Below are 23,351 nucleotides of genomic sequence, written 5' to 3'. Positions count from 1 at the left end.
GAGGCTGAATAATGAGAATTTTAGAATGGATTTTGGTAATCGTGACAGTTATTAGCGCAGTGGTTATTTGGGTGGCTCCCAAACATCGGGTAGTGGGGGGCGGTACGTTGTCGGCACTGGCACTGGCTATCCTTTTGCATGGGGGAATGGATCATTTTCGTGTGCAGTTGATGCCTACCTATATCGTGGCCTTTGTTTTACTGATTGTATTGTCCGTTCAATTATGGAAGTCACGGCGCAATATTCAGAATACACAGAAACAGAAACGTCGATCGTGGTTCAAAACCATTTTGGCATCCATTCTGGTGCTGGCTCTTAGTGCAGGTACAATGGTGTTGACGTCGTTATTCCCTGCATTCACGATGCCCGAATCGACGGGTTCATTTGCCATAGGAACCTTTTCGCAGCAGTTAACGGATGATTCCCGGGAAGAAACGAAATCGGTTGAACCGGGCGACAAGCGGGAACTCATGATCAATGTCTGGTATCCTGTAGATCAGGAAACAGCCAAAGGATTGCCGCTAGAGCATTATCCTGCCGAATTGGGAGAGGCGATCAGCCTGGTATTTGGTATTCCACCAGTGGTATTCAGTTACCTTGACACGATTCCGACGCATGTTGTTAAAGGTGCCGAGGTATCTGCCGCACAGAGCAAGTATCCTGTTTTACTGTTTTCACCAGGGATACGTTCTACTCGCTTTCAAAGTATGACCGCGATTGAGGAACTTGTGAGCAACGGCTACATTGTGGTTGGTATCGACCATCCGTATACATCTGCACAAGTTACATTCTCGGATGGCGATGTCGCTTCTTATCAGCCGGACCCTGACTTCCCAACCTCCAAAGAACTATATCAATATAATATAAAAGGTATAGGTATTCGTGCAGAGGATGCAAGCTTTGTACTGGACACTCTCACACAGTGGAATTCATATGATCCGAATCAATTGCTCGAAGGCAAGCTTGATCTGGATTCTGTCGGTATCTTTGGTCACTCCTACGGCGGTGCAACCACGGCGGAAGCGCTGGCTCAGGATGACCGTTTCAAAGCAGGACTTAGTTTGGAAGGCGGTTTCTGGGGTAAAGTATCCACAACAGCCTTGAAACAGCCGTTTATGTATATCATGTCGGGTGGGACAGCCAAAAGTCTGGACCCGGGCGCCACTGCCAAGGATAAAGTATTTTATCCCGAGTTTGAGCCTGATTTGGATCGGGTGATGTCAAACAGTCTTAATGATACCTATTATCTGACAGTGGAGAATTTATTTCATCAAAGCTTTACGGATATTTCGTTAATTTCACCAAAAATGTTTGCCAGAGGTATGACGCCAGAACATAATGTGGATATTACCAGATCCTATACGCTGGCCTTCTTTGATCATTATTTGAAGGGGGAGGAGCAGCCGTTGTTGCAAGGCCCTTCATCTAAATTCCCTGAGGCCACTTATGATACCAAGTATACCAAGCTACGTCACCAAAAAGCGGAATAACCCAGCAGAAGGATGGAGGGTATCTATGGAAACCATGACAAGAGGAGAGCTGGCTAAGCGTACCGGTGTAAGTATGGCAACCCTCCGTTATTATGAGGACAGCGGGATTCTGCCCGCTCCCGGTCGTTCCTCCAACGGATACCGGGTGTATACTGAGGATTATTTGGTGAAGATTAAATTTATTAAGGATGCCCAGTCGCTGGGTTACTCTCTAAAGGAAATACAGGATACGTTACAGTTACTCAGTCAGGAAGACATGGAAAAGGAAACGTTAAAAACCCTTGTACGCGAACGCATCACTGACATTCAGAAGCATATTGACCATCTGGAACAGCTGCAGATTAATCTGGCACGACTGTTGCATACACCGGAGGACGATATCGACAATTATATTCAATCGTTCAGGGTGCAAAAGAAAGAGCCGTAATCGCGGCTCTTTTCCTGTTTAGCAGAAAACAGGAGTTGACTAACGAGCAGGGAATCGGAGATTTAGAAAGAATACATAGTGTAGTTTGCCAATACATAATGGTGTTTAACGTGATTTCAAAATTTCAATAATGAAACTCACACCACAAAAGGAGTAACATTTTCTATGAGGGATCTGCAAGGTTTTGTATCCGATTACATCAAAGGAAAGAAACATCTGCATCTTGAGATTGGCGTTATTACAAAGGGAGATATCGAATATCATTCATTGGGCAATCCCAAAAAGAAGAGCGTGGCTTCTCCTGAACACAGGTTGTTCGAAATCGGCTCTGTAACCAAAGTTTTTACATCGATCCTTCTGTTAGAATTGGAACGTGAACAGCAGCTTTCTACGGATGACACGGTTGGCAAGTACATATACAACGCTAAAAACGATTATTTGAATAAGGTTACCTTAAAAAGTCTTGCTACGCATACCTCTGGATTGCCTAGACTTGCCACAAATCTGAACCCCACGAAAAACCGATTGAATCCGTATTCAGATTATACGGAGGATGATTTACTTGCTTTTTTATCGGATGCTGACTATACGGATCAGATGGGTTCATTTGAGTACTCCAATACCGGCGTGGGCTTACTAGGTTATATCCTATGTAAAGTATCAGGAAGTACATATGATGATTTGCTGAAAAAATATATCACAGGTCCATTAAACATGACGGAGACAGCAGCTATGCTGAATGCAGAACAGAATGGCAGATTTGTGGACGGACATACGTCAACGGGGAAAAAGATGCCTCACTGGGATCTTAGTGTACATGCAGGGGCTGGGGCGATCAAGTCATCTGTTCACGATATGAGTTTATTTGTTCAGGCCAACCTTAATGATGATCATCCGATAGCCTCTGCAATACAAAAAAGTCATGTTCCTATAATGATTGGAGATTCGGACTTATATTTAGGATGGCATAAGGATAAGCTCTTAGATCAGAATATTCTCTGGCATAATGGGGGGACATTTGGTTTTAGCAGTTATTTAGCCTTAAACAAGGAACAGGGTATAGGCATCGTATTATTGTCCAATTATTGTTTTGGATCAGCCTCAATTGTGGATGAGTATCTGGATGCGATATTCAAGTTTATAACTAAAAAAGACCTTTATCCACTCATGCCGCTGGATCCCGTGGGTAATAAAATACTGGAAGTCATGATGCAGGGATAAAAAAACACCTCCAATAGAGATCACCTGAGGATGTACTTCGGCGCTCTCTGTTGGAGGTTTTTTTCGTTCTATCTTAATAGTCTTGATCATGACATACCCGCTTCACGCAGAAAATGGTGCACAATCTTCGTCTGATACTTGATACGGGTCGAGCGTTTCAGACTCCAACAGGTCTCCACTGTGACGGAACGGGCTTGTAATAGTCTTGAAGCCGCTGTACGGGCAGATCCCGGCAATTCATGCTGCTTGAGGTTAAAATGACGATCACGAATGGCAATCGACCAATTCATCCGTTCGATAACTCTTCTGCAAGCTGGAATCGTCCGACTGCCGGGATTGGTGATCAACGTCTGTCCAAGCACTCGTGAACTCAGTTGAGACAGGCCGTTGGCTTCATGCAGATCAAGCCACCAGTCGGCCCGATGTTCACGCGCCAGCTGAAAAACTGCCGCAGCGAGGGGATGCTTGGCCTTGCCTGACATACGACGTGGAAACGTACGATTCAGATCTGGCTTGCCTCTGATTTTCTTAGCGTAGGCTTGCTGGTTCACACGTGGCACGATAATTAACAGCCCTCGCTGAATGGCGTGACGACCTGTCGCAATATCATCTGCGAGTTTTTGCGCAGCGGCCATACTCGCCGTTTCATTCCCGTGAACCCCGGATGTAATGAACATCACGGGTCCCGGCATCATGCCACGTACAATGAAGTAGGGAGTAGCGTGTACGGTGGATGCTAGAAGGACATGTTTGGTCACAAGCATGACGCTTCACCTCCGTTATTACAGTACGCCATGTCCCTCTTTCATGTAACGGCGTAAGAACAGGTCTTCATCCTATTTCCTCACAAAACGGGCCGACTAATACACCCGATGAATGATATCTTCAAAATCGGGTTCTTTCATCTCTACATCTTCAATCTCACCCCAGTGCTCCAACTGTTTCAGAATGTCCATTGTGCTCCATTCCTTCCGGTTCACTTCCACGGTGACAATCTGTCCTTCCACTCCAGAAATATGTATCGCGGACGACACAACATCCGGGATGTGGAACTCTCCTCGGAACGTTACCCGAATCAGCGTAGGTAGTCCGATGGTTTCGCGAAGTGACGAAATCGTGCCGTCATAGGTCAGTTGACCATTGTTAATCACCATGACCCGGCTGCATAACTGCTCAATGTCGTCCATGTCATGTGTGGTCAGCAAAATCGTTTTGCCAAACGTTTCATTTAATGTACGTAGAAATTGACGAATGTTCCGCTTTGCATTCACATCCAGTCCGATCGTTGGTTCATCGAGAAAAAGCAGTTCGGGATCATGCAGCATGGAAGCTGCGAGATCGGCACGCATGCGTTGTCCAAACGAGAGCTTGCGGACAGGCGTGGCCCAGAACGATTCAAGGTCCAGCAGCTCGGCGAACTGGGACAGTCGTTTCTTTTTATCCTCGGCACGAACGCCGTACATCTCGGCCAGAATATCATATGAATCTTTCACGGGCAGATCCCACCAGAGCTGACTGCGCTGTCCAAACACAACGCCTAGTCGACCAACGGTCCTGCGCCTGTCCTGATGCGGGTTCATACCGTCAAGCCTTACCTCACCCGAGGTTGGGTGCAGGATACCTGTCAGCATTTTGATCGTGGTAGACTTGCCAGCTCCGTTCGGACCGATGTAACCCACAAATTCCCCTGGGCCGATATCAAAACTGATATCGCGTACTGCTTCCTTGGACACATACTCACGTGAAAATAACGTACGTAGACCGGAGAAACGTCCTTCGCGAATAACAGGAGTTTTGAATTCCTTTTGCAGATGCCGTGCTGTGATCATGTTCATGATTCGTTACGCCTCCTTAGCTACCTGTACTTTGATATTTGGTCATGCCGAATTGCCAGAAACGCAGACTTGCAGCCAAACTCAGTACGGCAACCGCCGCAACAGCAACAAGAATCCACGCTCCTCCTTCACCCCGTAGCAGGTACAGTGACGGAATGTAGTTGACGAATCCCACCGGAATCACCGTTAACAGAATGCCAGACATCCATTTGGGATATAACGTTAGCGGATATTGGGCAGCCGTTCGTGCTGCATCCTCAGTGATCGTCTGTAATTCCTCGATACGTGTGGTCCAGAATCCGAGTGTGGCGGTAGCAAGTCCTATGGAAAAGAGAATAACTGCGCCCGTCAGGATAATGAGCAGGGAGAAGGGAATGGCTACCCAGCCAATCTGTCCGCTATGCATCATGCCTGCCACTGACCAGCAGAGAATGAACCCGCCTTGCAGGACTTCTCCAGCCATGATGCGGAAATTTTGCGGCAACAGTGCCAGCAATACGGGCATGGGACGAGTTAACAGTTGATCAAGTTCACCATTAACCAGATATTTTTCCAGATGGTGAACCTCATTGCCGAACGTTCGATACAGTGTTTTGGATAACGTCATGATGGCGAAGAGATAACCGATCTCATGGAGGGACCAGCCTTTAATTGCTCCGAATTTGTGCAGCACGAGAGCAACCATCAGAAACTCGGAGATCTGAATTAAAGCGGCCAGTACGGACGCCATGATGAAATTGAACTTGTATTGCATCCGACTGCGGATGCTTGTTCGAATGAGCATTTTATATAAATTGAACCAGGAAGTTCGCTTCATCCGCCTTGTACCTCCACTTTACGACGTAACACTTGGGTGATGGCAAGACAGATCAACGTCATAAAGACACACCAAAGCAAGGTTCCCCATAACAAGGAGCCATCTTCGAAACCAAGATAGATTCGGGTAGGTACATAGAGCAGGAAAGGGTAGGGTGATATCCAGGCAAGTTGTTCAAGCCAGTTCGGTAGCCATTCCAGCGGAATGAAAAAACCAGCCAGCAGATTCATCATCGCGTGATTGCCCCAGTGAAGCCAAGAGGACTCCGTGGTCCACATCGACGTGGCACCAATGATGTAGTTCATACAGATGGACAAGTATGCGGCGCCGGCAAGACCAAGTGCGGCATAGAATAGTGTTGAAACGTCTGAGGGCCAATGCAGGGAAAAGACAATGGAGAAGAGCAGGTAGATCGGAATACTTTTGTACACGAACTGGTAGGCAATCTGCCCCCATTCGCGTGCCATCAGGTGGGTGAACAGATGAACAGGCCTCATCAGATCCAGTGCGATCTGCCCTGTCCTGACGGATAAGGGAATACCCAATCCGTTCGTGAGAAAACCCGAGATCCAGAGAGAGGATTGCGTGAACGCAATGTAACTGATCATTCCCTGTGTCCCATATTCTCCGAGAGTATGGTCGGCCCCGATACCGATCCAGAGGCAGGCATACATGTAACCAAACATGGCGCTTGCCAAGTTATGTACCATGTGTGCCCCGCGGTATTGCAGATTCCGGGAGTAGGCTTTGGAAGCCAGAGTGAAATAAAGCATGTGACACCTCCGATAAGTGGATTGAACGGCGTTTCCGTTCACTTCAGTCAAGGCGAAAAAGAGAGAAGGACAACAGCATACCAATTTATTCCTTCACAGGCAAGACATTTTTTTAGCTAATAATGGTATTAACAGGGGTGTTCATGATTGCGCCACAAGACAACGGTCTGTCCGTTCATTTATAATTGAGAGGTAGTATCGCAAACGTTTACAATGTGAAATATTCAAATTTTAAATAAACCGCCGGGCTTGTGCTTGACGATTGAGGATACAGAACGAACAATCCGGCAAGAGAGAAGGATGTCATGAAGAAAATTGCATGGGTCACCGATAGTACCAGTACACTGGATCCCGTTTTTGCGGAGCAAAATCATATCTACATCGTACCGCTGCGCATCGTATTTGGAGAGGAATGTTACCGGGAAACCGATGACATTACATCTGAAATGTTCTATGAGAAACTTGCGGAGGCTTCACGTGCGAGCAGTTCGCAGCCACCCATTGGCGAATTCATTGAACTGTATGAGTCGCTCAAAGACAAGTACGATGAGATTATTACGATTCATTGCTCTACAGAGCTTAGCGGAACGCTGCATACGTCCATGCAGGCTGCAGAGATTGCAGGAGTGACGGTGACCGCAATTGATTCGAAGGCAGGTGCCTATCCTCACCGTGAGATGATTATGCAAGGACTGGAATGGCAGAAGCAGGGATGTTCAGCTGCCGAGATCAAAGTAAACATTGAACAGATGATTGATAACATGTCCTTTTACCTCATTCCGGCCAGTCTTCAGCATCTTCACCGCAGTGGCCGGGTGTCGGGCACACAGCTGATCATCAGTCAACTGCTCAAGATCCATCTGCTGCTTCGATTTGAAGAGGGCAAAGTGGTTGTGAATGAGAAAATTCGCACGTTCAAGCGGACAAAAGAGCGCATGCTGGATATGCTCAAGCTGGATGTGGAGAAAGTAAAGCATGTGTGCATTATGCATGCGAACAATCAGGAAGAAGCCGTCACGATCAAGAAGCAGATTGCCAATCTGCTCCCTAAATTAAAGACCGAAATCATGCCGTTTATCCCTGTGGTGAGTATTCATGCAGGTGCAGGAACCATTGGACTGTGCTGGATACACAGCGAGAACGGATATAGAGACTAGACGTATAAGCACTCATCTATAAACTCTCATAGACCTGGCAGGAAACACACTTGATGTCAAAGTGTTGCTCCTGTCAGGTTTTTTCGTATATCATTGCCAATTCAAACAAACTGTGAGGTAATAAAGAAAACTGTTCATGTTGGAGGGAAACATGTGTTAAGTCACCGCTTGTTGCTTGTTGAAGATGATCGTTCAATTAGTGAGATGGTCGGGCCATACTTGGAAAAAGAGGGCTACGACGTCACTTATGCATATGACGGCTTAGAGGCAGAACGTCAGTTCAGCCAGTCACAACCCGGGTATGATCTGGTTATTCTGGATCTGATGCTGCCCCGCAAAAGTGGGATGGATGTGCTGCAAACCATTCGGGCAGTCAGTCTGGTACCTGTGCTCATTCTGTCTGCGAAGGATGGGGAGGTGGACAAAGCATTAGGTCTGGGGTTCGGTGCAGATGATTACTTGAGCAAACCTTTCTCGTTAATAGAACTGACTGCCCGCATCAAAGCTGCGATTCGCCGCGCCAATTATACTACTCAGCCTGTGGCTGAAGTGGCTAAAGATCAACGTATTCACATTGGAGGACTCGTAGTTGACATGGAGACGTACGAGGTGGAACGTGAAGGGACACCCGTCAAGCTGACATCCAAGGAATTTGGAATTCTGAAGCTGTTGGTTACCCATCCTGGCAAAGTGTTCACCAAGGCTCAGATCTACGCTTCCGTCTGGAACGATCATTATTATGGAGACGAAAATATCATTAACGTACATATGCGTCGTCTGCGTGAGAAACTGGAGGTAGACCCTTCGGCTCCCCAGTATATCAAGACACTCTGGGGCATCGGGTATAAGCTGGAGGCGGAGCAGGGATGACACTGATTTTTGCCATCACGACGGGTATTCTGGCCATTGCCTTCATTGTATTGTGGTTGAAATTCCGGAAAAGAAACCAACACCTGACCTATATTCATCAGAAAATATCCGATATTTTGGATCAAGGCACCTTTGAGCGCTTGCTTGTATTCAATAGTGATGAACAAGTCAGTCAGCTTTTGAAAGACATGAACCAGCTGCTGGATCATGCGCACCGCGCGAAGGCTGGTTATACGAACCAGGAGAAGGAGATGCGTAATATGCTCTCCAACATTTCTCATGATCTGAAAACGCCACTCACGGTTGTGCTGGGTTATAGTGAGACCTTACTGCACAGCCCATCATTGACCGATCAGGAACGGAAGATGATGACGGAGAAAATACAAGATAAGGCGCAGGAAGTGCTGCGTTTGATCCATTCCTTTTTTGATCTGGCGAAGCTGGAATCCGGAGATACGGAACTGGTACTTAGTCGGGTGAATTTAAGTGAATTATGCCGGTTGAAGATGCTTTCCTTTTATGAGATGTTGACGAATCTGGGATTGTACGTGGAGCTGGAGATACCTGCGGGTGATATCTTCGTGCAAGCGAATGAAGAAGCATTGGACCGTGTGCTGGATAATCTCATTACCAATGGAATGAAATACGGGGCAGAGGGTAAGGTACTGGGACTTTCACTTGATCATTCAATAGGTGCACCTGTGACGTTACAGATCTGGGATCAGGGAAAAGGGATTCCTGAGAGCGAGCATAGCCGTGTGTTTGAACGCATGTATACACTGGAGGATTCCCGTAATCGACTCTATCAAGGCAGTGGCCTGGGTCTGACCATTACGAAACGGCTAGTTGAGCGGATGGGTGGAAGTATTCACTTGCATAGTGTGCCACATCAACGGACTGTATTCTCGGTTACCTTAAAGGCTTGGTAGACCCTGCGTTGGCGTGTCCGGTCAGACTTAAGGTTTTTGTAAGATTTGATTAATAAAAAAGAAGACTTTTCTCTTTACAATATAGATATAGGAACCCGGACAGGGGACGTAAAGGAGAACAAGGACGATGAATTATATCGCACGAACAATAGATGTGACCAAAGTATATGAAGGGGTGGAGGTTGTATCCAACGTCAATATGAATATCAAGCAAGGTGAGATCTATGGATTCCTCGGTCCGAATGGTGCTGGTAAAACAACCATCATGAAGATGCTCACCAATCTCGTCAAACCAACCACAGGGGAGATAGAACTGTTTGGGGAGAAGCTAACGCCGACCTCCTATGAAGTGCTGAAGCGAATGGGCAGCATTATTGAATATCCTTTTTTCTACGATAGGCTGTCTGCTGGCGAAAATCTGGAACTTCACTGTGAATACATGGGGTTTTACAACAAAAAAATCATCAACAATACGATGGAAATGGTAGGGCTGAAGGATACAGGCAACAAACCGGTCAAGGACTTCTCCTTAGGCATGAAGCAAAGGCTGGGACTGGCTCGTGCACTTATAACCACACCAGAACTGCTCATTCTGGATGAACCGATCAACGGATTGGATCCTGTAGGGATCCGGGAAATGCGAGATTTGTTCAAGCGCCTTAGCAATGAGTATCGCATTACCCTGCTGGTCTCCAGTCACATTCTTGGCGAGATAGAGCAGATTGCGGACACAGTTGGTGTCATTCGCGGCGGTCGTTTGGTGGAGGAAGTATCGATGGAGAGCATTCGTGGAAGTCAAAATGAGTACATCGAGTTACAGGCGGTGGATATCCGCAAAGCGACCTATGTCATTGAACACCAGCTTGGTTTGAGTAATTATAAACTGGTTGACGACCAAACGTTACGCATCTATGATCCGGGAATTATTCCATCAGAACTGAACACCAAGCTGATCCAACACGGCATTGAGATCGAATCGATATCCAAACGGGCTCATTCCCTGGAAGAACACTTCATGAAGCTTGTGAAAGGGGATGAAGACGTTGCTTAAACTAATCAGACTTGAGATGCGGAAGCACCGTTTTGCACGTAATTTTGCAGGGGCAGGTATTGCCAGCATAGCCATTCTTCTTTTCCTGATCATGATTGGATTCGTGGATGTGGGAGCAGAAGATTATGCCTATGCCGATTACCAGACCGCCTTTATGATTATTGATACGTTTGCGAGAGCGACCTTTATCATATTTGCAGGAGCTTTATTATCCAAGCTGGTGATCAGTGAGTATAGAAATAAAACGATGAACGTCATGTTCACCTATCCCATCCAGCGTCATAAAATCATCGCTGCCAAATTGATTATCGTGTTTGGTTTTACATTTGTGATGATTATGGTTAACGATCTGTTCATGGGCTCACTATTGTTGATTGTTAATCAATTCTACTCCTTCATTCCTGAATCACTGACGAATCGGGATATATTGGGACTTCTGGTGAAGTACAGTATAAGTTCTTTATCGGCTGCGTGTATGGCACTCATTCCCCTATTCTTCGGTATGCGTAAGCATTCTGTTACAACTACAATGGTCTCGTCCATTTTGCTGGTTTCGATTGTCTGCTCCGGATTCAACGGGTCGGAAGTTTCCATTCATTCTCTTATTATTATTCCTCTGACCCTTGGAGCAATAGGGATATGGATTGCTTCGATGTCCATGGTTCGTCTGGAGACAAAAGATGTGAACTGAATCATTCGGAAAACCAAGCTCTGTATGGCTTCAGATGCCATTGACATCCGCTCGTACAAGGGATAGGATAATGTCAACTGAGACACGAAGGAGAATGCAACTACCATGACGATTCCAAAAACATTAACAATAGCTGGTTCGGACACGAGCGGCGGTGCAGGTATTCAAGCTGATTTGAAAACTTTTCAGGAGCTGGGTGTGTATGGCATGACCGTACTGACTACGGTTGTGGCAATGGAGCCCGAAACATGGGATCACCAGGTCTTTCCTGTTGAATTAAATGTAGTTGAAGCGCAGCTTCGCACGGTTCTGGACGGCATCGGTTTTGATGCAATGAAGACAGGTATGCTCGGTTCTGTAGATATTATTGAACTGGTAGCAAAACATATTCGCCGCAGCGGTCTGCCACAGATCGTTATCGATCCGGTAATGGTCTGCAAAGGTACAGACGAAGTACTGCAACCGGAAAATACGGAAGCGATGATCGAATTCCTGTTGCCAGGTGCTGATCTGGTTACACCTAATCTGTTCGAAGCATCCCAACTGGCGAAGAGCGGACCTATTCGCTCCAAGGAACAAATGGAAGCAGCGGCAGCAGCAATTCATGCCCATGGCTCGAAACATGTTCTGATCAAGGACAGAGGTGTCATTAGCCCGGGTAAAGCAATGGATCTACTCTATGATGGAACCAACTACGAATGGTTTGAAGCCGATGTTGTCGGCTCCGGATATACTCATGGTGCGGGCTGCACAACGTCTGCGGCGATTACCGCAGGATTGGCTCGTGGTCTTTCAGTGAAAGAGGCTGTTCGTGAAGGTAAAGCCTTCGTGACCAAAGCGATTGCCGGCGGATTCCCGCTGAACCGTTTTGTTGGTCCGACACTGCATGTGGCACACCGTCTGGAGCAACAACGTTAAGTGTTGCCAGGGAGCGCACAGTAGCGCATCAATTCTGGATAACACACTTCGATTTCATTCAAGTGGCTGTCAATGAGCAGGAGCTTGCTCGTTGATGGCTTCTTTTTTATGCGAATTTTTATAAAAATTAGTAACTTTTGGCTTATATTAATCGTATATATCATGGGAGCATTCCAAAACATGTGTGGACACATGAACGACACATGGAATAGGTATGTTATCATCAGAAATCTAAAAGGAGAGTCGGCCATGATCAGAACAGTGCTTCTGGTGGAAGATGAAAGCCGCATTCGTGAGATTGTGGCCGATTATTTCATAAAAGAACAATGGAACGTCATAGAAGCTGAACATGGAGTACAGGCACTGGAACTGTTGGCTCTGCATGAGGTAGATCTGGTTATTCTGGATGTTTTGATGCCTGAAATGGATGGATGGACGTTATGTGGGCATATTCGATCCCAATCCACCGTACCTATTATCATGCTGACTGCACGGTCCGAGGATGACGATAAAATTCATGGATTTCAGCTGGGCGTAGACGATTACGTCACCAAGCCGTTTAGTCCACGTGTGCTGGTTGCACGTGCAGAGACATTAATGAAGCGTGTTGAAGGTGCATTTGGACGAGAGCAGGGTGTGATTCGCTTCGGACAGGTAACCCTTGATCCATGGGCCAGACGTCTGGAGAAGGACGGAATTGAAGTGGAACTTGCACCAAAGGAATATGATCTGTTGCTTTATCTGGTACGTAATGCAGGCATTGTGTTGTCCCGGGATGCCATTTTGAATCGGATCTGGGGATTTGATTTTGAAGGGGACTCACGTGTTGTAGATACCCACATCAAGAAGTTGCGCAGCAAACTGGGTGATGAAGCCAAGTGTATCCGGACGGTGATTGGCACTGGATATCGTTTCGAGGCAGAAGCATGAGAAGAAATGGCGTAACGATGAAGCTTTTCCTGGTCATGGCAGGATGTCTGGTTCTTCTATATGGGACGACGGTTTTTGCCCAGTTGGTCTGGTTCCCCGACTTCTATCAGCATCAAAAGGTCAGCAGTATGAAGAAAAAGCTGTCCAAGTTCGAACAGCAATACTCCAATGGGCATTGGAGTGATTTACAGCTAGCCAAGGAGACCGGGAAGTTCATGCGTCAGAATCAATCACATCTGGTCATTTTGACGAATACCGGAAGATTGGTTAATGACCCGTTCCACATTACGTTGCTTCAAGAGGATGGAAGTCACGTGAAAGTGTCCTTGTCCTTGTTTATCAATAGTGAGAATGCTGGCTGGATTACATCCCATCTAAAATATGGGCAAGAACTGACGGTGAAAGGTCCGGCCAGCGAATCCATGGTCTATCCTTTCAAAATCCAGGATGCCACTTCCGCCGCATGGGGAACAGAAAGCTTTCAGGAATCAATTGAACCTGTAAAGGAATGGTCAGGCGTATTAACCGAGGTAGTTCTTCCCAATCTGGCAACGTGGAGTCAAAGGCAGGGACTGCTGGTGCAAGCACTGGATAGCCGGTTCCCATTATCCACCGAAGATCAACTTGCCTTGGCGAATGGCAAAATGCTCAATGAAGAATGGATGGATAGCTGGAGCGGTGTTCGCAATGTCATCACCATTGCTCCAGTGCATCGTTCCGGACCCGAGCAACAACTGATCTTTTCGCTCACCTCTCTACAGGAGATGAGGGAAGCGAATGAGGCAACACGTTTGTTCTATGCGTATTTTGGCATAGGGGCATTTATATTGATTCTGTTGCTGGCGTTGCTCCTGTCCCGAATTATAACGAAGCCGCTCTTGGCCTTGAACCATGTCGCCAAGAAAATGTCTACGCTGGATTTCACGGTGAAATCACCCATCCGGCGTAATGATGAGATCGGGAGTCTGTCTAACAGCCTCAATGCCTTATCGGGAACCTTGGGTCAGACATTGGAAGAGCTGAGGCAGGCCAACACGCAGATGCGTACAGATATGGAAATGAAGCAGGAGATTGAACAGCGTCAGCGCAAGTTTTTTGCCGATGCATCACATGAACTTAAGACACCAATCAGCATTATTAAGGGATATTCTGAAGGACTGAAGGATGGCGTCAGTGAGAGCAAACGGGAGCGTTACATTGAGATCATTGCCGATGAGACGATCAAAATGGAAACGATGGTTGAAGAGATGCTGGATCTGGTGCGACTGGAATCCTCAGCGGTTCAATTGAATACGGATGCTGTTGCACTGGCTGACATGATTGAAGATATCGCCGGCCGTCTGGGTCCGCAACTGAAGGACAAAGGATTGGATGTGGTGCTTATATCCACAACAGAACAGACGGTTGAGGGTGACCGAAGCAAGCTGGAGCAAGTTATTTTCAATATCATGATGAATGCTATACGTCATGCGATACCACATACCGATATAACTATTGAGATTAGCAGGCGTGAAGGTTTTGTCCATATTTCCATTGAGAATAAGGGCGAGCAGATAGCTGAAGCTGAGCGGCAGTATATATGGGAGAGGTTCTATCGGGTAGAGCGCTCACGTAATCGTAAAATGGGTGGTACCGGGCTCGGTCTGGCCATTGCGAAGCAGATTCTTGATCTGCATGGGTGCAGTTATGGAGTGGAGAATACACCGGATGGAGTCCGTTTTTATATTATTTTTCCTAAAGCCTAGTACGAAAGGGAGTCAAATCTTATGAAGTCTTTACCATCGATTTTAACCTTGGGGAATCTGAGTTCAGGCATGCTGGCAGTCATTATGGCTATTCATGGTGAATTTGCCCTGGCTGTGATGATGATATGGGTAGCGATGTTCTTTGATCTGTTTGACGGGTATGCGGCTCGTAAATTGCATTGTGAGGGTGAGTTCGGCAAGTCCCTGGACTCGCTTGCGGATGTAGTTTCATTCGGAACAGCGCCCGTGCTGATTCTGTACCTGAATTCCATGATTGAAGTGAGTGTGCTGGGGATGGCACTGACTGCATTGTTTCCGATTTGCGGTGCTTTGCGTCTGGCCCGTTATAACTGTCAGAAGACACCAAGCAGTGGTTTTGTCGGAATGCCGATTACATTTGCGGGAGGTCTGATGTCCTTTTTCGCACTCTGGAGTCCTTATTTCACACATGGTGTAGCCTATCTTGTCATTATTGTATTATCCGGTCTCATGGTGAGCCAAATCCGATTCCCGTCTCTAAAACAAGTGTTAGCCTCACATGAGAAGGATATTGTGGAACCGAAATAAGGAGCGAGTCAGTATGGAATTTGCAAAAGAATTTATTGGTCAATATGGTTATTTCGCAATATACGGACTACTGGCTCTTGGCGTTATTGGCATGCCGATTCCGGATGAGGTGATGATGACTTTTGTCGGTTATCTCGCCTCCATCTCGGTATTGAATTACTCCGTATCCATCGCCGTCAGTTTCGGTGGCGCATTTACCGGAGGGCTGCTTAGCTACATGATTGGCAAAAAAGCGGGCAGGCCGCTGGTTGAAAAATACGGCAAGTGGGTCGGCGTTAATGCCAAACGATTCAGCAGGGTGGAGTCGTGGTTCCTCAAATATGGGTATTGGTCCATCATCCTGGGTTACTTCATTCCAGGCATTCGTCATCTGATGTGTTGTTTCTCCGGGATTAGCAAGATGGCAATTGGCAGGTACGTAGTTGTGTCGGGCATTGGTGCATTAGTCTGGTGTGTTGTCTTTATCTCGATTGGTTTTTATGTTGGCGTGTTAACTTAAAATGGGACAGCCTTTTGTAACAACAGGCAAAGATCGAAGACCTCTTGAGTGTAAGGTGGTCTTTTTTTGTTTTTCTATGAGTTTAGCGAACTTGAATGAGTAACGGCTCCGGACGGATAACTTTGTGAAAATACAAAAAGCCGCTCTGACCATATCCAACCTTCGAGATAGAAGGAGAGAATGGAACAAAGCGGCGTGCTTTAAATACAGAATGATTTCAATACCTTTCAAACAGTTAGCCACTTAAATGAGAATCTTCAATTCCTCTTTCGACTTGCTTTTCCCCTTTTTTGCGTGCAAAGGTGATTTTGAGGAGTGGCGGAGTAACCAGTGTAGTAACAATAACCATGATCACAACGCTGGTAAAGTATTCTGGATCAAGTAATCCGGAGGCAAGTCCGGTTGAAGCGATAATGAGTGCAACCTCACCTCTTGAAATCATTCCTGAGCCAATGGCTAATGAAGATGACATATTAAATCCGGTCAGTCGTGCACCAGCTCCACCACCGATAAGTTTGGTAACAATGGCGATAAGACTGATAACGACAATAAACCAGATTTGTGAACCGACACCATCAAAAGTGACATTTAAGCCGATACTGACAAAGAAAACTGGGACAAATATTCCGTAAGCAATCGGCTCGATTTTAGTTTCAACCTCATGTTTGAATTTGGTTTGGGAGATGGCGATACCAGCGGCAAATGCACCTATGATTCCAGCAACACCCATCCACTCTGCAAAATATGAGAAGAGGAAACAGATAATGAGTCCTGTCGTAATCACGGTTTCCGTGACCCGCAGTGGGGCCATCCATTTCATGACCCGTGGCACAAGCCACCAGCCTGCTGCAAAGATGATGACAAAGAACAGAAGTTTCTTACCAATCAACAATCCAATAGAGACATCCCCTGCACCTGTGCCGAGCAAGCTCATCATCACGGCGAGCAGAACCACAACGAGCACATCATCCACAACGGCTGCACCCAGAATGGTGGTACCCTCCCGTGAACTCAGTTGATTCATATCCTTCAACGTTTGCACTGAGATACTCACTGACGTTGCACAGAACAGTAGTCCGAAGAAAAGCGCGTGTGTCTGCGACATACCAAATGCTATGGCCGAACCGTATCCTCCGATAAAAGGTAAAATAACACCGCCGACCGCTACGGCAAAGGCCGCCTTCCAGTTTTTCTTCAACTGCTCCAGATCCGTTTCCAATCCGGCGATGAACATCAACAACAGTACCCCGATCTCGGCCATATAATGAACGAAATCCGTCTTCTCCACCCAACCGAGCAGCGCAGGTCCGAGGATGACACCGACAATCAGTTTCCCCAAAACGGATGGCTGACCCAATCTTACGGATAGATCACCAGCGAGTTTGGTAAAGATTAAAATAAGTGCAAGAACCAAAATAAATTCCATAGGTGTTCTTCCCTCCAGTAGTAGCGTCTATAGGTTAACCAACCCAAGGGCGATCCATCCTCCGCTTCAAACAGACAAAAAGGCACAGAACGGCATTAGCAGAGTGCCGTTCTGTGCCTGAAAAAGACAAAGAGGGGCCCTTGGTGACAGGCTCCTCCAGTTTCAACGCGTATGTGATTAATTGCGTTAATTATACCACAAATGAAGGATTCGGTAAATGGGAGCCGGATTGGATTTGAGTGAAAATAGCCGCAAAGGGGCATTTTATAGGGGAGTGAAGCGGTTTTTGTTCAGAGTGTTGTCACTTAACAGCCCGGAATTGGCGAGATATAATGATATAGAACATAGAAGTTAGGATATGAGGAGGATTTTGCATTGGGCAAAAATAACAAAGGGGAGCCGAACATTCAGTCCCCGACGAGTAATAAAAATTTCGCAGGCATCATTATCACGATTTCCATTCTCGCTAATGTCATTATTTTATTATTGTTCTTCGCACCGTCGATTGGTTACAAAGGTGATGTAACCTTTGATATTACGGTGTTGCCGCGGTTTAATGCCGTGTTTAACAGCTTTACCTTCATCTTCCTGCTCGCAGCACTTATTGCGATTATCAAGCGGAATGTGAAGCTGCACAAACGATTTATTCTTGCTGCATTCTCAACGACACTGTTATTCCTCGTGACCTATCTGACGTTTCATTATCTCTCACCAGAGACGTCCAAATACGGCGGCGAGGGCATCATTCGTTCGATCTATTTCTTCATTCTGATTACCCATAGTATACTGGCAGCCCTGATTGTTCCATTGGCGTTGTTCACACTTGTGTGGGGTTGGACGAATCAATTGAAGAAACACCGCAAAATTGCACGTTGGACGATGCCAATCTGGCTGTACGTCAGTTCTACAGGTGTCGTAGTATACTTGATGATGGCACCATATTATTAATGTGATGAACGTTTCACTGTGCTAATTAGTTTGACTTGCTGGTATGTTTCCATGGAAGGAGGGTTCACGTTTATGTACAGAGTTGTTTTGATTCGCCATGGACAGAGCATGTGGAATGTAGAGAATCGTTTTACCGGATGGACTGATGTGGATCTGACAACGGATGGTTACGCAGAAGCACGTAAAGCAGGGAAGATCATGAAGGAACAGGGATTTGATTTTGATTGCGCCTATGCATCCGTGCTGAAACGTTCTATCCGAACACTCGATATTGCGCTGGATGAAATGGACCTCATGTGGATTCCCATTACGAAGACTTGGAAGCTGAATGAACGCCATTATGGTGCGCTGCAAGGACTGAATAAACAGCAGACTGCTCTGAAGTATGGGGAAGAACAAGTAAAGGAATGGAGACGATCCGTGAACGTATCTCCCCCGGCACTGGACGAAACCGATGACCGATATGTGCAGGATCTGGACAAGTACAAGCGACTCGGATGCACCGTCCCGTTTACGGAGAACCTGATGGATACCTCGAAGCGTGTACTGGAGTACTGGAATGCGGAGATTAAACCGATGGTGTCTGCTGGCAAAAGAGTGCTGATCTCTGCGCATGGGAACACGCTCCGTTCACTCGTCATGCATCTGGACCAATTGTCCGAAGCAGACGTGATGGCGCTCAATATCCCAACGGGCATTCCGCTTGTCTACGAATTGGATGAAGATCTGCATCCCATCGGACACTTTTATCTGACCGCCGATGGTTCGACCTACAAACATGAAGAAATGACCCATGTGGCAACGCCATCTGATTAATTGGACATGGACGTATGTCTTGATTGTACGAAAGCTTGTATGATTTATCTCGTTGGGTTGATGTTTCAACAGGACGATTGAAAGATGACCGCTGAATTGAATTCGGAGGTCATCTTTTTTTCTGCGATCAAGCCTGTACTTCGTTTCGTTTTGCTCCCACAGGGTAATTGTCAAACAAGACACGATGTACATTTATCCTGAAGGAGGAGAAGCACATGTCTAAAAGAAGAGGAATTATCATGACGGCTATCGGCGCAGGTGTGACTTATCTGATGAGGAACAAACAAGCAAGAGATAAGCTGTTTAGCACTGTCTCGGGTATGATGAAAAACCCCAATTCGTCCAATGGAACAAGTAAAACCAGACCACGTGTGGAAGTGAAATAGATTGCGATAGTTCGTTTATCGATTGAATTTAAATGATGATCACGAGAAACCTGGAGATGAAGTCGTTCCAGGTTTTTTTGTGCAGTTGAAAACTACCTTTTGTTTCGGTGAGGCATGCGATTTTTGCCAGCAAGAATGATACAATGGATACTTGCAGAACGTATGGAGGGAGATGAACATATGAAGAAAAATCGTCTGGGTACATCCGAACTGATGGTGTCTGAGATTGGGCTGGGATGTATGTCACTTGGAACTGAAATGGAGCACGCTGTGGGGCTGGTTCATGAGGCTCTGGATCATGGGGTCAATCTGTTGGATACAGCCGATCTGTATGACGAAGGGCGTAATGAAGAGATTGTAGGACAAGCTATTAAAGGGCGTCGGGACCAAGTCATTGTGGCGACCAAAGTAGGTAATCGTCGTCTGCCTGGCAAAGAGGGCTGGTCATGGGACCCGTCCAAAGCCTATATTAAGCAGGCTGTACATGAAAGTCTGAAGCGTCTGCAGACCGATTACATCGATCTGTATCAGCTACATGGCGGGACCTTGGACGACCCCATCGAAGAGACGATCGAAGCGTTTGAGGAACTGAAGAAGGAAGGACTTATCCGATATTACGGAATTTCCTCCATTCGTCCCAATGTGATTCGGGAGTATGTAAAGAGGGCAGCCATCGTCAGTGTGATGAACCAGTACAGCATTGCTGACCGCAGAGCGGAAGAAGAAGTGCTGCCTTTATTGGAACAAAAGGGGATCAGCGTAATTGCCCGTGGACCAGTAGCTAGCGGTGTGCTTGCCGATTCCGGATCTGCCAAGGCAGACAAAGGTTATCTGGACTATACGCCAGAGCAACTATATACCATTCGGCAAGGGCTAAGTCGTCTTGTTACAGACCAACGCAGTATGGCTCAGACGGCTATTCGCTACGCGTTATCCCATCCTGCCGTAGCAGCTGTTGTCCCTGGTGCCAGTTCAAGAGAACAGTTGTTGCATAATATTGCTGCTTCGAATTCGCCTGAACTCACCCCTGCGGAAATTCAGGAAATACGAGAACTCAGTCCCGCTAATCTGTACAAGCAGCATCGTTAACTCCATTAAGCCTATTTTCAATTGTAACTATACGAGGTACAATGAAGATCAGCCAAAAAAGGAACATATAAGGGAGAGAAGACATATGGAAAGAATTCAAAGTGAACAGCAATATTTGGATACAATTAACTCTGATGGTTTTACCGTCATTAAATTTGATACAACCTGGTGTCCGGATTGCAAAAACCTGGATCGTTTTATCGGGGATGTTATCGACCAACATACGGACAAAACCTTCTATGCCCTGGATGCAGAAAAGTTCCAGCCGTTTGCCGAAGAGAATGGTGTACGCGGCATTCCAAGCCTGCTCGTCTTCCAGAACGGCAAGAAAATCGCACATCTGCATAGCAAATGGGCTAAAACACCTGCTCAAATCTCCGAGTATCTGGAGACGCTTGAATCCAAAGTTTAAGCGTACGAGACTCAGCAGTTTGTCTAATTAATTTAGCTAAGGAGACCTCTTCTTGTCCTGCGACAGGAAGGGGTTTTTCTGTTTCATTCCAGCACGCTTGAAGTGCATTCAAATGTGCATTTGAATAACTGAAGTTGAGAAACAACGCTTGTTTAGAATTTGTTCAGTGCTCCCATGTATACTGTGAGAACAAACTGAATATTTGGAGTGAACAAGATCCGTATGAAGAATGAAATTTTTGAAGAAATGCACCAATTAAGTCACAATGATGACCGAAGATACCGATTGTTGATGATCGGGGTGAAGCAATTGCTGCAGGAACAAAAGGAGAATAGATATAATCTGCGTGAGAGATTGAAGAGTCGAAAGAAACACCGGAACTTTCAAGTAAAAGAGTGGTATTAGACAGGCTGCTTTTCAGAAGTGAACATAAATATGGTTGTCCATGATACATAGTAAACCTAGTCGGCATCACAAGTGAACCAACCCAGCAAAGAAGGAAGTAATGAAGAATCAGACTTCTTCTAATTACGGGTATTGCTGTCTCTGAAGCAGCAACAGAATTGTGAAGCAACAGAAACATGAAGTAACGGAAGTATAGCAATATAAAATATGGCGGCCTCGCTTCCCAAGGGAACGTGAGGCCGCCATTGATTTTGCCTGTCTAATTACTTGAATTGTAATGATTACATCAAAATAATAAAGAACACGGCTGCCAAGACAAAGCGATATACAGCAAAGACGGTCAGGCTCAATTTTTTCAAAATGGAGAGGAACGTCTTGATCGCAAGCATGGCGACGATGAAAGCAGCGATGAATCCAATCGCAAAGATTGGGAAATCACTGCCGTTCAGGTGATCGATACTTTTGTACAGGTCATATCCCGTAGCACCAATCATAATTGGCACAGACACGAGGAATGTGAACTCCGCAGCGGCTACACGGCTTACCCCTGCAAAGAGACCACCTGAGATCGTTGACCCGGAACGGGAGAAACCTGGCCACAACGCCAAGATCTGAAATATACCCACCGCGAATGCCTGTTTGTAGGAAATATCATCGACATCATGGGTAGTAATCCGCCCACTCTTCCGGCTCCAACGTTCGGCTACGATCATCAATATACCACCTATAACGAGGCTGTACAGCACTGTTTCCGGACCAAACAAATGTGCTTTGATCCAGTCGCGGAATACAAGTCCGATGACTACGGCAGGAACCATCGCCAGGAAGATATGTCCCAGATTGAGGCGGCGGGAGTAAGGTCTGCTCCCTCCGGTGAAGCGGAACATATCAATGAATTTGTTCCAGTACAGTACAACAACAGCAAGTACAGCTCCGAGTTGAACAACCACCTCAAACGTTTTGACTGACTCGTTGTCCTCCGATAAACCCAGCAAGTGGGCAGTCAGAATCATGTGTCCAGTAGAGGACACGGGCAAAAACTCAGTCAAACCTTCGATGATGCCCATAATAATGGATGATATAATGTCCAATTCTCTTCCTCCTTGAAATGCAGGTGACAGCACAGGCTGTCCTGCTTGACCATGCCTGTTCATTTGAACAAGGCTATCACCTATTATGATCACAAATGCACTCAACTTCAACTTATGCTTGTAACCATTTGTTTAAAACTATATTGACAAAAACCTAGTTATCCCATAGGATATAACTTAACTGACTGACTGATCAATCGGGAGGGTTACATGAATGACCAAAATTAACGGTTTGGAACCCGGTGAAGAACGCCGGGACCAAATAATACGCATAGCGATGGAGCGTTTTGCAACCCAAGGCTACCATCAGACGAAAATTTCCGATATCGTCCGCGAGGCTGGTGTGGCGCAAGGGACATTCTACTGGCACTTCAAGAGTAAAGAAGCCATTGCTTCAGAGATTGTCTTAACGGGCAAGGAGGAGTTACTTGAGTCGATTGGACAAGGGTACCGCAAGGATGCCGGATCGGTAGAAGATATGGTGAAAGCATCGGAAAGGCTGTTCACTGACCTGTTCATGTTTGCCGCGCAGAATCGTTATTTTATGGAACTGTTACTCAAGGGCATTGTGACGGAAGAATCCGTACAACGCCTGGTCGAGGAGACACGTAATGCTGTGGAAACTGCGTTTCGTCACAATATGGAACGTGCCATCGAACTCGGCATGTTGCCTAAGGGCATGAATGTTCCACTTCGAGCAGCGCTATTGGTAAGCATGATTGAAGGCATGATATCACGCTGGTTGTTCGGTTCCGATGAGTTGCACAGCAAGTTCTCAGCCATGACAGCTTCATCGCTGGCAGCTGAGGCAGCAAGCTTTGAGTTTTACGGACTGCTAGGCACATAAGATTCACATGA

26 protein-coding genes are annotated in these 23,351 nt (G+C 46.3%); 20 read left to right on the top strand and 6 right to left on the bottom strand.

Annotated elements, in window-relative coordinates; translation table 11 throughout:
* Nucleotides 1-11 precede the first annotated feature (11 nt).
* From C161_RS02540 to C161_RS02530, 3 genes are all read left to right on the top strand, one after another.
* Nucleotides 12-1,490 (top strand): alpha/beta hydrolase family protein, encoded by a 1,479-nt coding sequence (locus C161_RS02540; RefSeq protein WP_036668088.1) that lies wholly within the window; start codon nt 12-14, stop codon nt 1,488-1,490.
* Between the two features lie 25 nt (nt 1,491-1,515).
* Complete coding sequence (locus C161_RS02535) at nt 1,516-1,917, top strand: MerR family transcriptional regulator (protein ID WP_036606833.1); 402 nt, start codon at nt 1,516-1,518, stop codon at nt 1,915-1,917.
* Nucleotides 1,918-2,082: 165 nt separating this feature from the next.
* Complete coding sequence (locus C161_RS02530; RefSeq protein WP_051449545.1) at nt 2,083-3,138, top strand: serine hydrolase domain-containing protein; 1,056 nt, start codon at nt 2,083-2,085, stop codon at nt 3,136-3,138.
* Between the two features lie 86 nt (nt 3,139-3,224).
* Here C161_RS02530 and C161_RS02525 read toward each other — a convergent pair whose 3' ends face one another.
* The 4 genes from C161_RS02525 to C161_RS02510 all read right to left on the bottom strand — a co-directional run bounded on the left by C161_RS02525 (nt 3,225) and on the right by C161_RS02510 (nt 6,563).
* A complete protein-coding gene (locus C161_RS02525) occupies nt 3,225-3,902 on the bottom strand; it encodes a succinylglutamate desuccinylase/aspartoacylase family protein (protein ID WP_036668087.1) in 678 nt (225 codons plus the stop codon).
* Nucleotides 3,903-3,998: 96 nt separating this feature from the next.
* Entirely contained in the window at nt 3,999-4,967 is a 969-nt protein-coding gene (locus C161_RS02520; protein ID WP_036668167.1) for an ABC transporter ATP-binding protein, read from the bottom strand.
* 22 nt (nt 4,968-4,989) lie between these two features.
* Nucleotides 4,990-5,790: an ABC transporter permease gene (locus tag C161_RS02515; protein ID WP_036668086.1), complete on the bottom strand. Its 801-nt coding sequence runs from the start codon at nt 5,788-5,790 to the stop codon at nt 4,990-4,992.
* On the bottom strand, nt 5,787-6,563 hold the full coding sequence (locus C161_RS02510; protein WP_036606839.1) for an ABC transporter permease: 777 nt from the start codon (nt 6,561-6,563) through the stop codon (nt 5,787-5,789). The genes C161_RS02515 and C161_RS02510 overlap by 4 nt, the downstream gene beginning before the upstream one ends.
* 305 nt (nt 6,564-6,868) lie before the next feature.
* On the opposite strand from C161_RS02510, the gene C161_RS02505 reads away from it, so the two are divergent.
* The 10 genes from C161_RS02505 (at nt 6,869) to C161_RS02455 (ending at nt 15,920) form a co-directional block, all read left to right on the top strand.
* Entirely contained in the window at nt 6,869-7,720 is an 852-nt protein-coding gene (locus C161_RS02505) for a DegV family protein (protein WP_036606840.1), read from the top strand.
* 204 nt (nt 7,721-7,924) lie between these two features.
* Entirely contained in the window at nt 7,925-8,590 is a 666-nt protein-coding gene (locus C161_RS02500) for a response regulator transcription factor (protein WP_051447024.1), read from the top strand.
* The gene (locus tag C161_RS02495; RefSeq protein WP_036668084.1) at nt 8,587-9,519 is read left to right on the top strand and encodes a sensor histidine kinase; all 933 of its coding nucleotides are present in this window, start codon (nt 8,587-8,589) and stop codon (nt 9,517-9,519) included. The genes C161_RS02500 and C161_RS02495 overlap by 4 nt, the downstream gene beginning before the upstream one ends.
* A 127-nt stretch (nt 9,520-9,646) precedes the next feature.
* Nucleotides 9,647-10,570: an ABC transporter ATP-binding protein gene (locus C161_RS02490; RefSeq protein WP_036668083.1), complete on the top strand. Its 924-nt coding sequence runs from the start codon at nt 9,647-9,649 to the stop codon at nt 10,568-10,570.
* Nucleotides 10,563-11,261: an ABC transporter permease gene (locus tag C161_RS02485; protein WP_036668082.1), complete on the top strand. Its 699-nt coding sequence runs from the start codon at nt 10,563-10,565 to the stop codon at nt 11,259-11,261. The genes C161_RS02490 and C161_RS02485 overlap by 8 nt, the downstream gene beginning before the upstream one ends.
* A 105-nt stretch (nt 11,262-11,366) precedes the next feature.
* On the top strand, nt 11,367-12,179 hold the full coding sequence (gene thiD, locus C161_RS02480; RefSeq protein WP_017692191.1) for a bifunctional hydroxymethylpyrimidine kinase/phosphomethylpyrimidine kinase: 813 nt from the start codon (nt 11,367-11,369) through the stop codon (nt 12,177-12,179).
* 249 nt (nt 12,180-12,428) lie between these two features.
* Nucleotides 12,429-13,109, top strand: coding sequence for a response regulator transcription factor (locus C161_RS02470; protein ID WP_036606855.1), 681 nt, complete (start codon nt 12,429-12,431; stop codon nt 13,107-13,109).
* The gene (locus tag C161_RS02465; protein ID WP_036668081.1) at nt 13,106-14,854 is read left to right on the top strand and encodes a sensor histidine kinase; all 1,749 of its coding nucleotides are present in this window, start codon (nt 13,106-13,108) and stop codon (nt 14,852-14,854) included. The genes C161_RS02470 and C161_RS02465 overlap by 4 nt, the downstream gene beginning before the upstream one ends.
* A 21-nt stretch (nt 14,855-14,875) precedes the next feature.
* Nucleotides 14,876-15,421 (top strand): CDP-diacylglycerol--serine O-phosphatidyltransferase, encoded by a 546-nt coding sequence (gene pssA / locus C161_RS02460; protein WP_036668080.1) that lies wholly within the window; start codon nt 14,876-14,878, stop codon nt 15,419-15,421.
* 13 nt (nt 15,422-15,434) lie between these two features.
* The gene (locus tag C161_RS02455; protein WP_036668079.1) at nt 15,435-15,920 is read left to right on the top strand and encodes a DedA family protein; all 486 of its coding nucleotides are present in this window, start codon (nt 15,435-15,437) and stop codon (nt 15,918-15,920) included.
* Nucleotides 15,921-16,155: 235 nt separating this feature from the next.
* Here C161_RS02455 and C161_RS02450 read toward each other — a convergent pair whose 3' ends face one another.
* Complete coding sequence (locus C161_RS02450; protein WP_036668078.1) at nt 16,156-17,346, bottom strand: cation:proton antiporter; 1,191 nt, start codon at nt 17,344-17,346, stop codon at nt 16,156-16,158.
* A gap of 375 nt (nt 17,347-17,721) precedes the next feature.
* Between C161_RS02450 and C161_RS02445 the strand changes: the two genes are divergently transcribed.
* From C161_RS02445 to C161_RS02425, 6 genes are all read left to right on the top strand, one after another.
* Nucleotides 17,722-18,294: a DUF420 domain-containing protein gene (locus C161_RS02445; protein WP_074096493.1), complete on the top strand. Its 573-nt coding sequence runs from the start codon at nt 17,722-17,724 to the stop codon at nt 18,292-18,294.
* Between the two features lie 72 nt (nt 18,295-18,366).
* Complete coding sequence (gene gpmA, locus C161_RS02440; RefSeq protein ID WP_036668077.1) at nt 18,367-19,110, top strand: 2,3-diphosphoglycerate-dependent phosphoglycerate mutase; 744 nt, start codon at nt 18,367-18,369, stop codon at nt 19,108-19,110.
* A gap of 215 nt (nt 19,111-19,325) precedes the next feature.
* Nucleotides 19,326-19,496, top strand: a complete 171-nt coding sequence (locus C161_RS32710) for a hypothetical protein (protein ID WP_200869387.1) — start codon at nt 19,326-19,328, stop codon at nt 19,494-19,496.
* Between the two features lie 180 nt (nt 19,497-19,676).
* Nucleotides 19,677-20,585: an aldo/keto reductase gene (locus tag C161_RS02435; protein ID WP_036668075.1), complete on the top strand. Its 909-nt coding sequence runs from the start codon at nt 19,677-19,679 to the stop codon at nt 20,583-20,585.
* A gap of 85 nt (nt 20,586-20,670) precedes the next feature.
* Nucleotides 20,671-20,997, top strand: a complete 327-nt coding sequence (locus C161_RS02430; protein ID WP_017692202.1) for a thioredoxin family protein — start codon at nt 20,671-20,673, stop codon at nt 20,995-20,997.
* A gap of 222 nt (nt 20,998-21,219) precedes the next feature.
* The gene (locus C161_RS02425; protein WP_036606873.1) at nt 21,220-21,402 is read left to right on the top strand and encodes a hypothetical protein; all 183 of its coding nucleotides are present in this window, start codon (nt 21,220-21,222) and stop codon (nt 21,400-21,402) included.
* Between the two features lie 281 nt (nt 21,403-21,683).
* Here C161_RS02425 and bacA read toward each other — a convergent pair whose 3' ends face one another.
* On the bottom strand, nt 21,684-22,493 hold the full coding sequence (gene bacA, locus C161_RS02420; protein ID WP_017692204.1) for an undecaprenyl-diphosphate phosphatase: 810 nt from the start codon (nt 22,491-22,493) through the stop codon (nt 21,684-21,686).
* A gap of 214 nt (nt 22,494-22,707) precedes the next feature.
* Here bacA and C161_RS02415 point away from each other — a divergent pair, with 214 nt between their 5' ends.
* Nucleotides 22,708-23,340 carry a TetR/AcrR family transcriptional regulator gene (locus C161_RS02415; protein WP_036668073.1) on the top strand — a complete coding sequence of 211 codons (633 nt, stop codon included), beginning with the start codon at nt 22,708-22,710 and terminating at the stop codon, nt 23,338-23,340.
* Nucleotides 23,341-23,351: the final 11 nt, after the last annotated feature.

The sequence above is a fragment of the Paenibacillus sp. FSL R5-192 genome (genome assembly GCF_000517845.1).
GTDB classification, from domain to species: domain Bacteria; phylum Bacillota; class Bacilli; order Paenibacillales; family Paenibacillaceae; genus Paenibacillus; species Paenibacillus amylolyticus.
This window is presented reverse-complemented; position numbering and strand designations above follow the sequence as displayed.

Coding starts and splice junctions, on each gene's coding strand:
- C161_RS02540 (WP_036668088.1), top strand. CDS start 12: ATGAGAATTTTAGAATGGATTTTGGTAATCGTGACAGTTATTAGCGCA.
- C161_RS02530 (WP_051449545.1), top strand. CDS start 2,083: ATGAGGGATCTGCAAGGTTTTGTATCCGATTACATCAAAGGAAAGAAA.
- C161_RS02535 (WP_036606833.1), top strand. CDS start 1,516: ATGGAAACCATGACAAGAGGAGAGCTGGCTAAGCGTACCGGTGTAAGT.
- C161_RS32710 (WP_200869387.1), top strand. CDS start 19,326: ATGTCTAAAAGAAGAGGAATTATCATGACGGCTATCGGCGCAGGTGTG.
- C161_RS02520 (WP_036668167.1), bottom strand. CDS start 4,967: ATGATCACAGCACGGCATCTGCAAAAGGAATTCAAAACTCCTGTTATT.
- C161_RS02450 (WP_036668078.1), bottom strand. CDS start 17,346: ATGGAATTTATTTTGGTTCTTGCACTTATTTTAATCTTTACCAAACTC.
- pssA (WP_036668080.1), top strand. CDS start 14,876: ATGAAGTCTTTACCATCGATTTTAACCTTGGGGAATCTGAGTTCAGGC.
- C161_RS02515 (WP_036668086.1), bottom strand. CDS start 5,790: ATGAAGCGAACTTCCTGGTTCAATTTATATAAAATGCTCATTCGAACA.
- C161_RS02425 (WP_036606873.1), top strand. CDS start 21,220: ATGAAGAATGAAATTTTTGAAGAAATGCACCAATTAAGTCACAATGAT.
- C161_RS02495 (WP_036668084.1), top strand. CDS start 8,587: ATGACACTGATTTTTGCCATCACGACGGGTATTCTGGCCATTGCCTTC.
- C161_RS02510 (WP_036606839.1), bottom strand. CDS start 6,563: ATGCTTTATTTCACTCTGGCTTCCAAAGCCTACTCCCGGAATCTGCAA.
- C161_RS02455 (WP_036668079.1), top strand. CDS start 15,435: ATGGAATTTGCAAAAGAATTTATTGGTCAATATGGTTATTTCGCAATA.
- C161_RS02505 (WP_036606840.1), top strand. CDS start 6,869: ATGAAGAAAATTGCATGGGTCACCGATAGTACCAGTACACTGGATCCC.
- C161_RS02415 (WP_036668073.1), top strand. CDS start 22,708: ATGACCAAAATTAACGGTTTGGAACCCGGTGAAGAACGCCGGGACCAA.
- C161_RS02470 (WP_036606855.1), top strand. CDS start 12,429: ATGATCAGAACAGTGCTTCTGGTGGAAGATGAAAGCCGCATTCGTGAG.
- C161_RS02490 (WP_036668083.1), top strand. CDS start 9,647: ATGAATTATATCGCACGAACAATAGATGTGACCAAAGTATATGAAGGG.
- C161_RS02525 (WP_036668087.1), bottom strand. CDS start 3,902: ATGCTTGTGACCAAACATGTCCTTCTAGCATCCACCGTACACGCTACT.
- gpmA (WP_036668077.1), top strand. CDS start 18,367: ATGTACAGAGTTGTTTTGATTCGCCATGGACAGAGCATGTGGAATGTA.
- C161_RS02435 (WP_036668075.1), top strand. CDS start 19,677: ATGAAGAAAAATCGTCTGGGTACATCCGAACTGATGGTGTCTGAGATT.
- thiD (WP_017692191.1), top strand. CDS start 11,367: ATGACGATTCCAAAAACATTAACAATAGCTGGTTCGGACACGAGCGGC.
- C161_RS02465 (WP_036668081.1), top strand. CDS start 13,106: ATGAGAAGAAATGGCGTAACGATGAAGCTTTTCCTGGTCATGGCAGGA.
- C161_RS02430 (WP_017692202.1), top strand. CDS start 20,671: ATGGAAAGAATTCAAAGTGAACAGCAATATTTGGATACAATTAACTCT.
- C161_RS02500 (WP_051447024.1), top strand. CDS start 7,925: ATGGTCGGGCCATACTTGGAAAAAGAGGGCTACGACGTCACTTATGCA.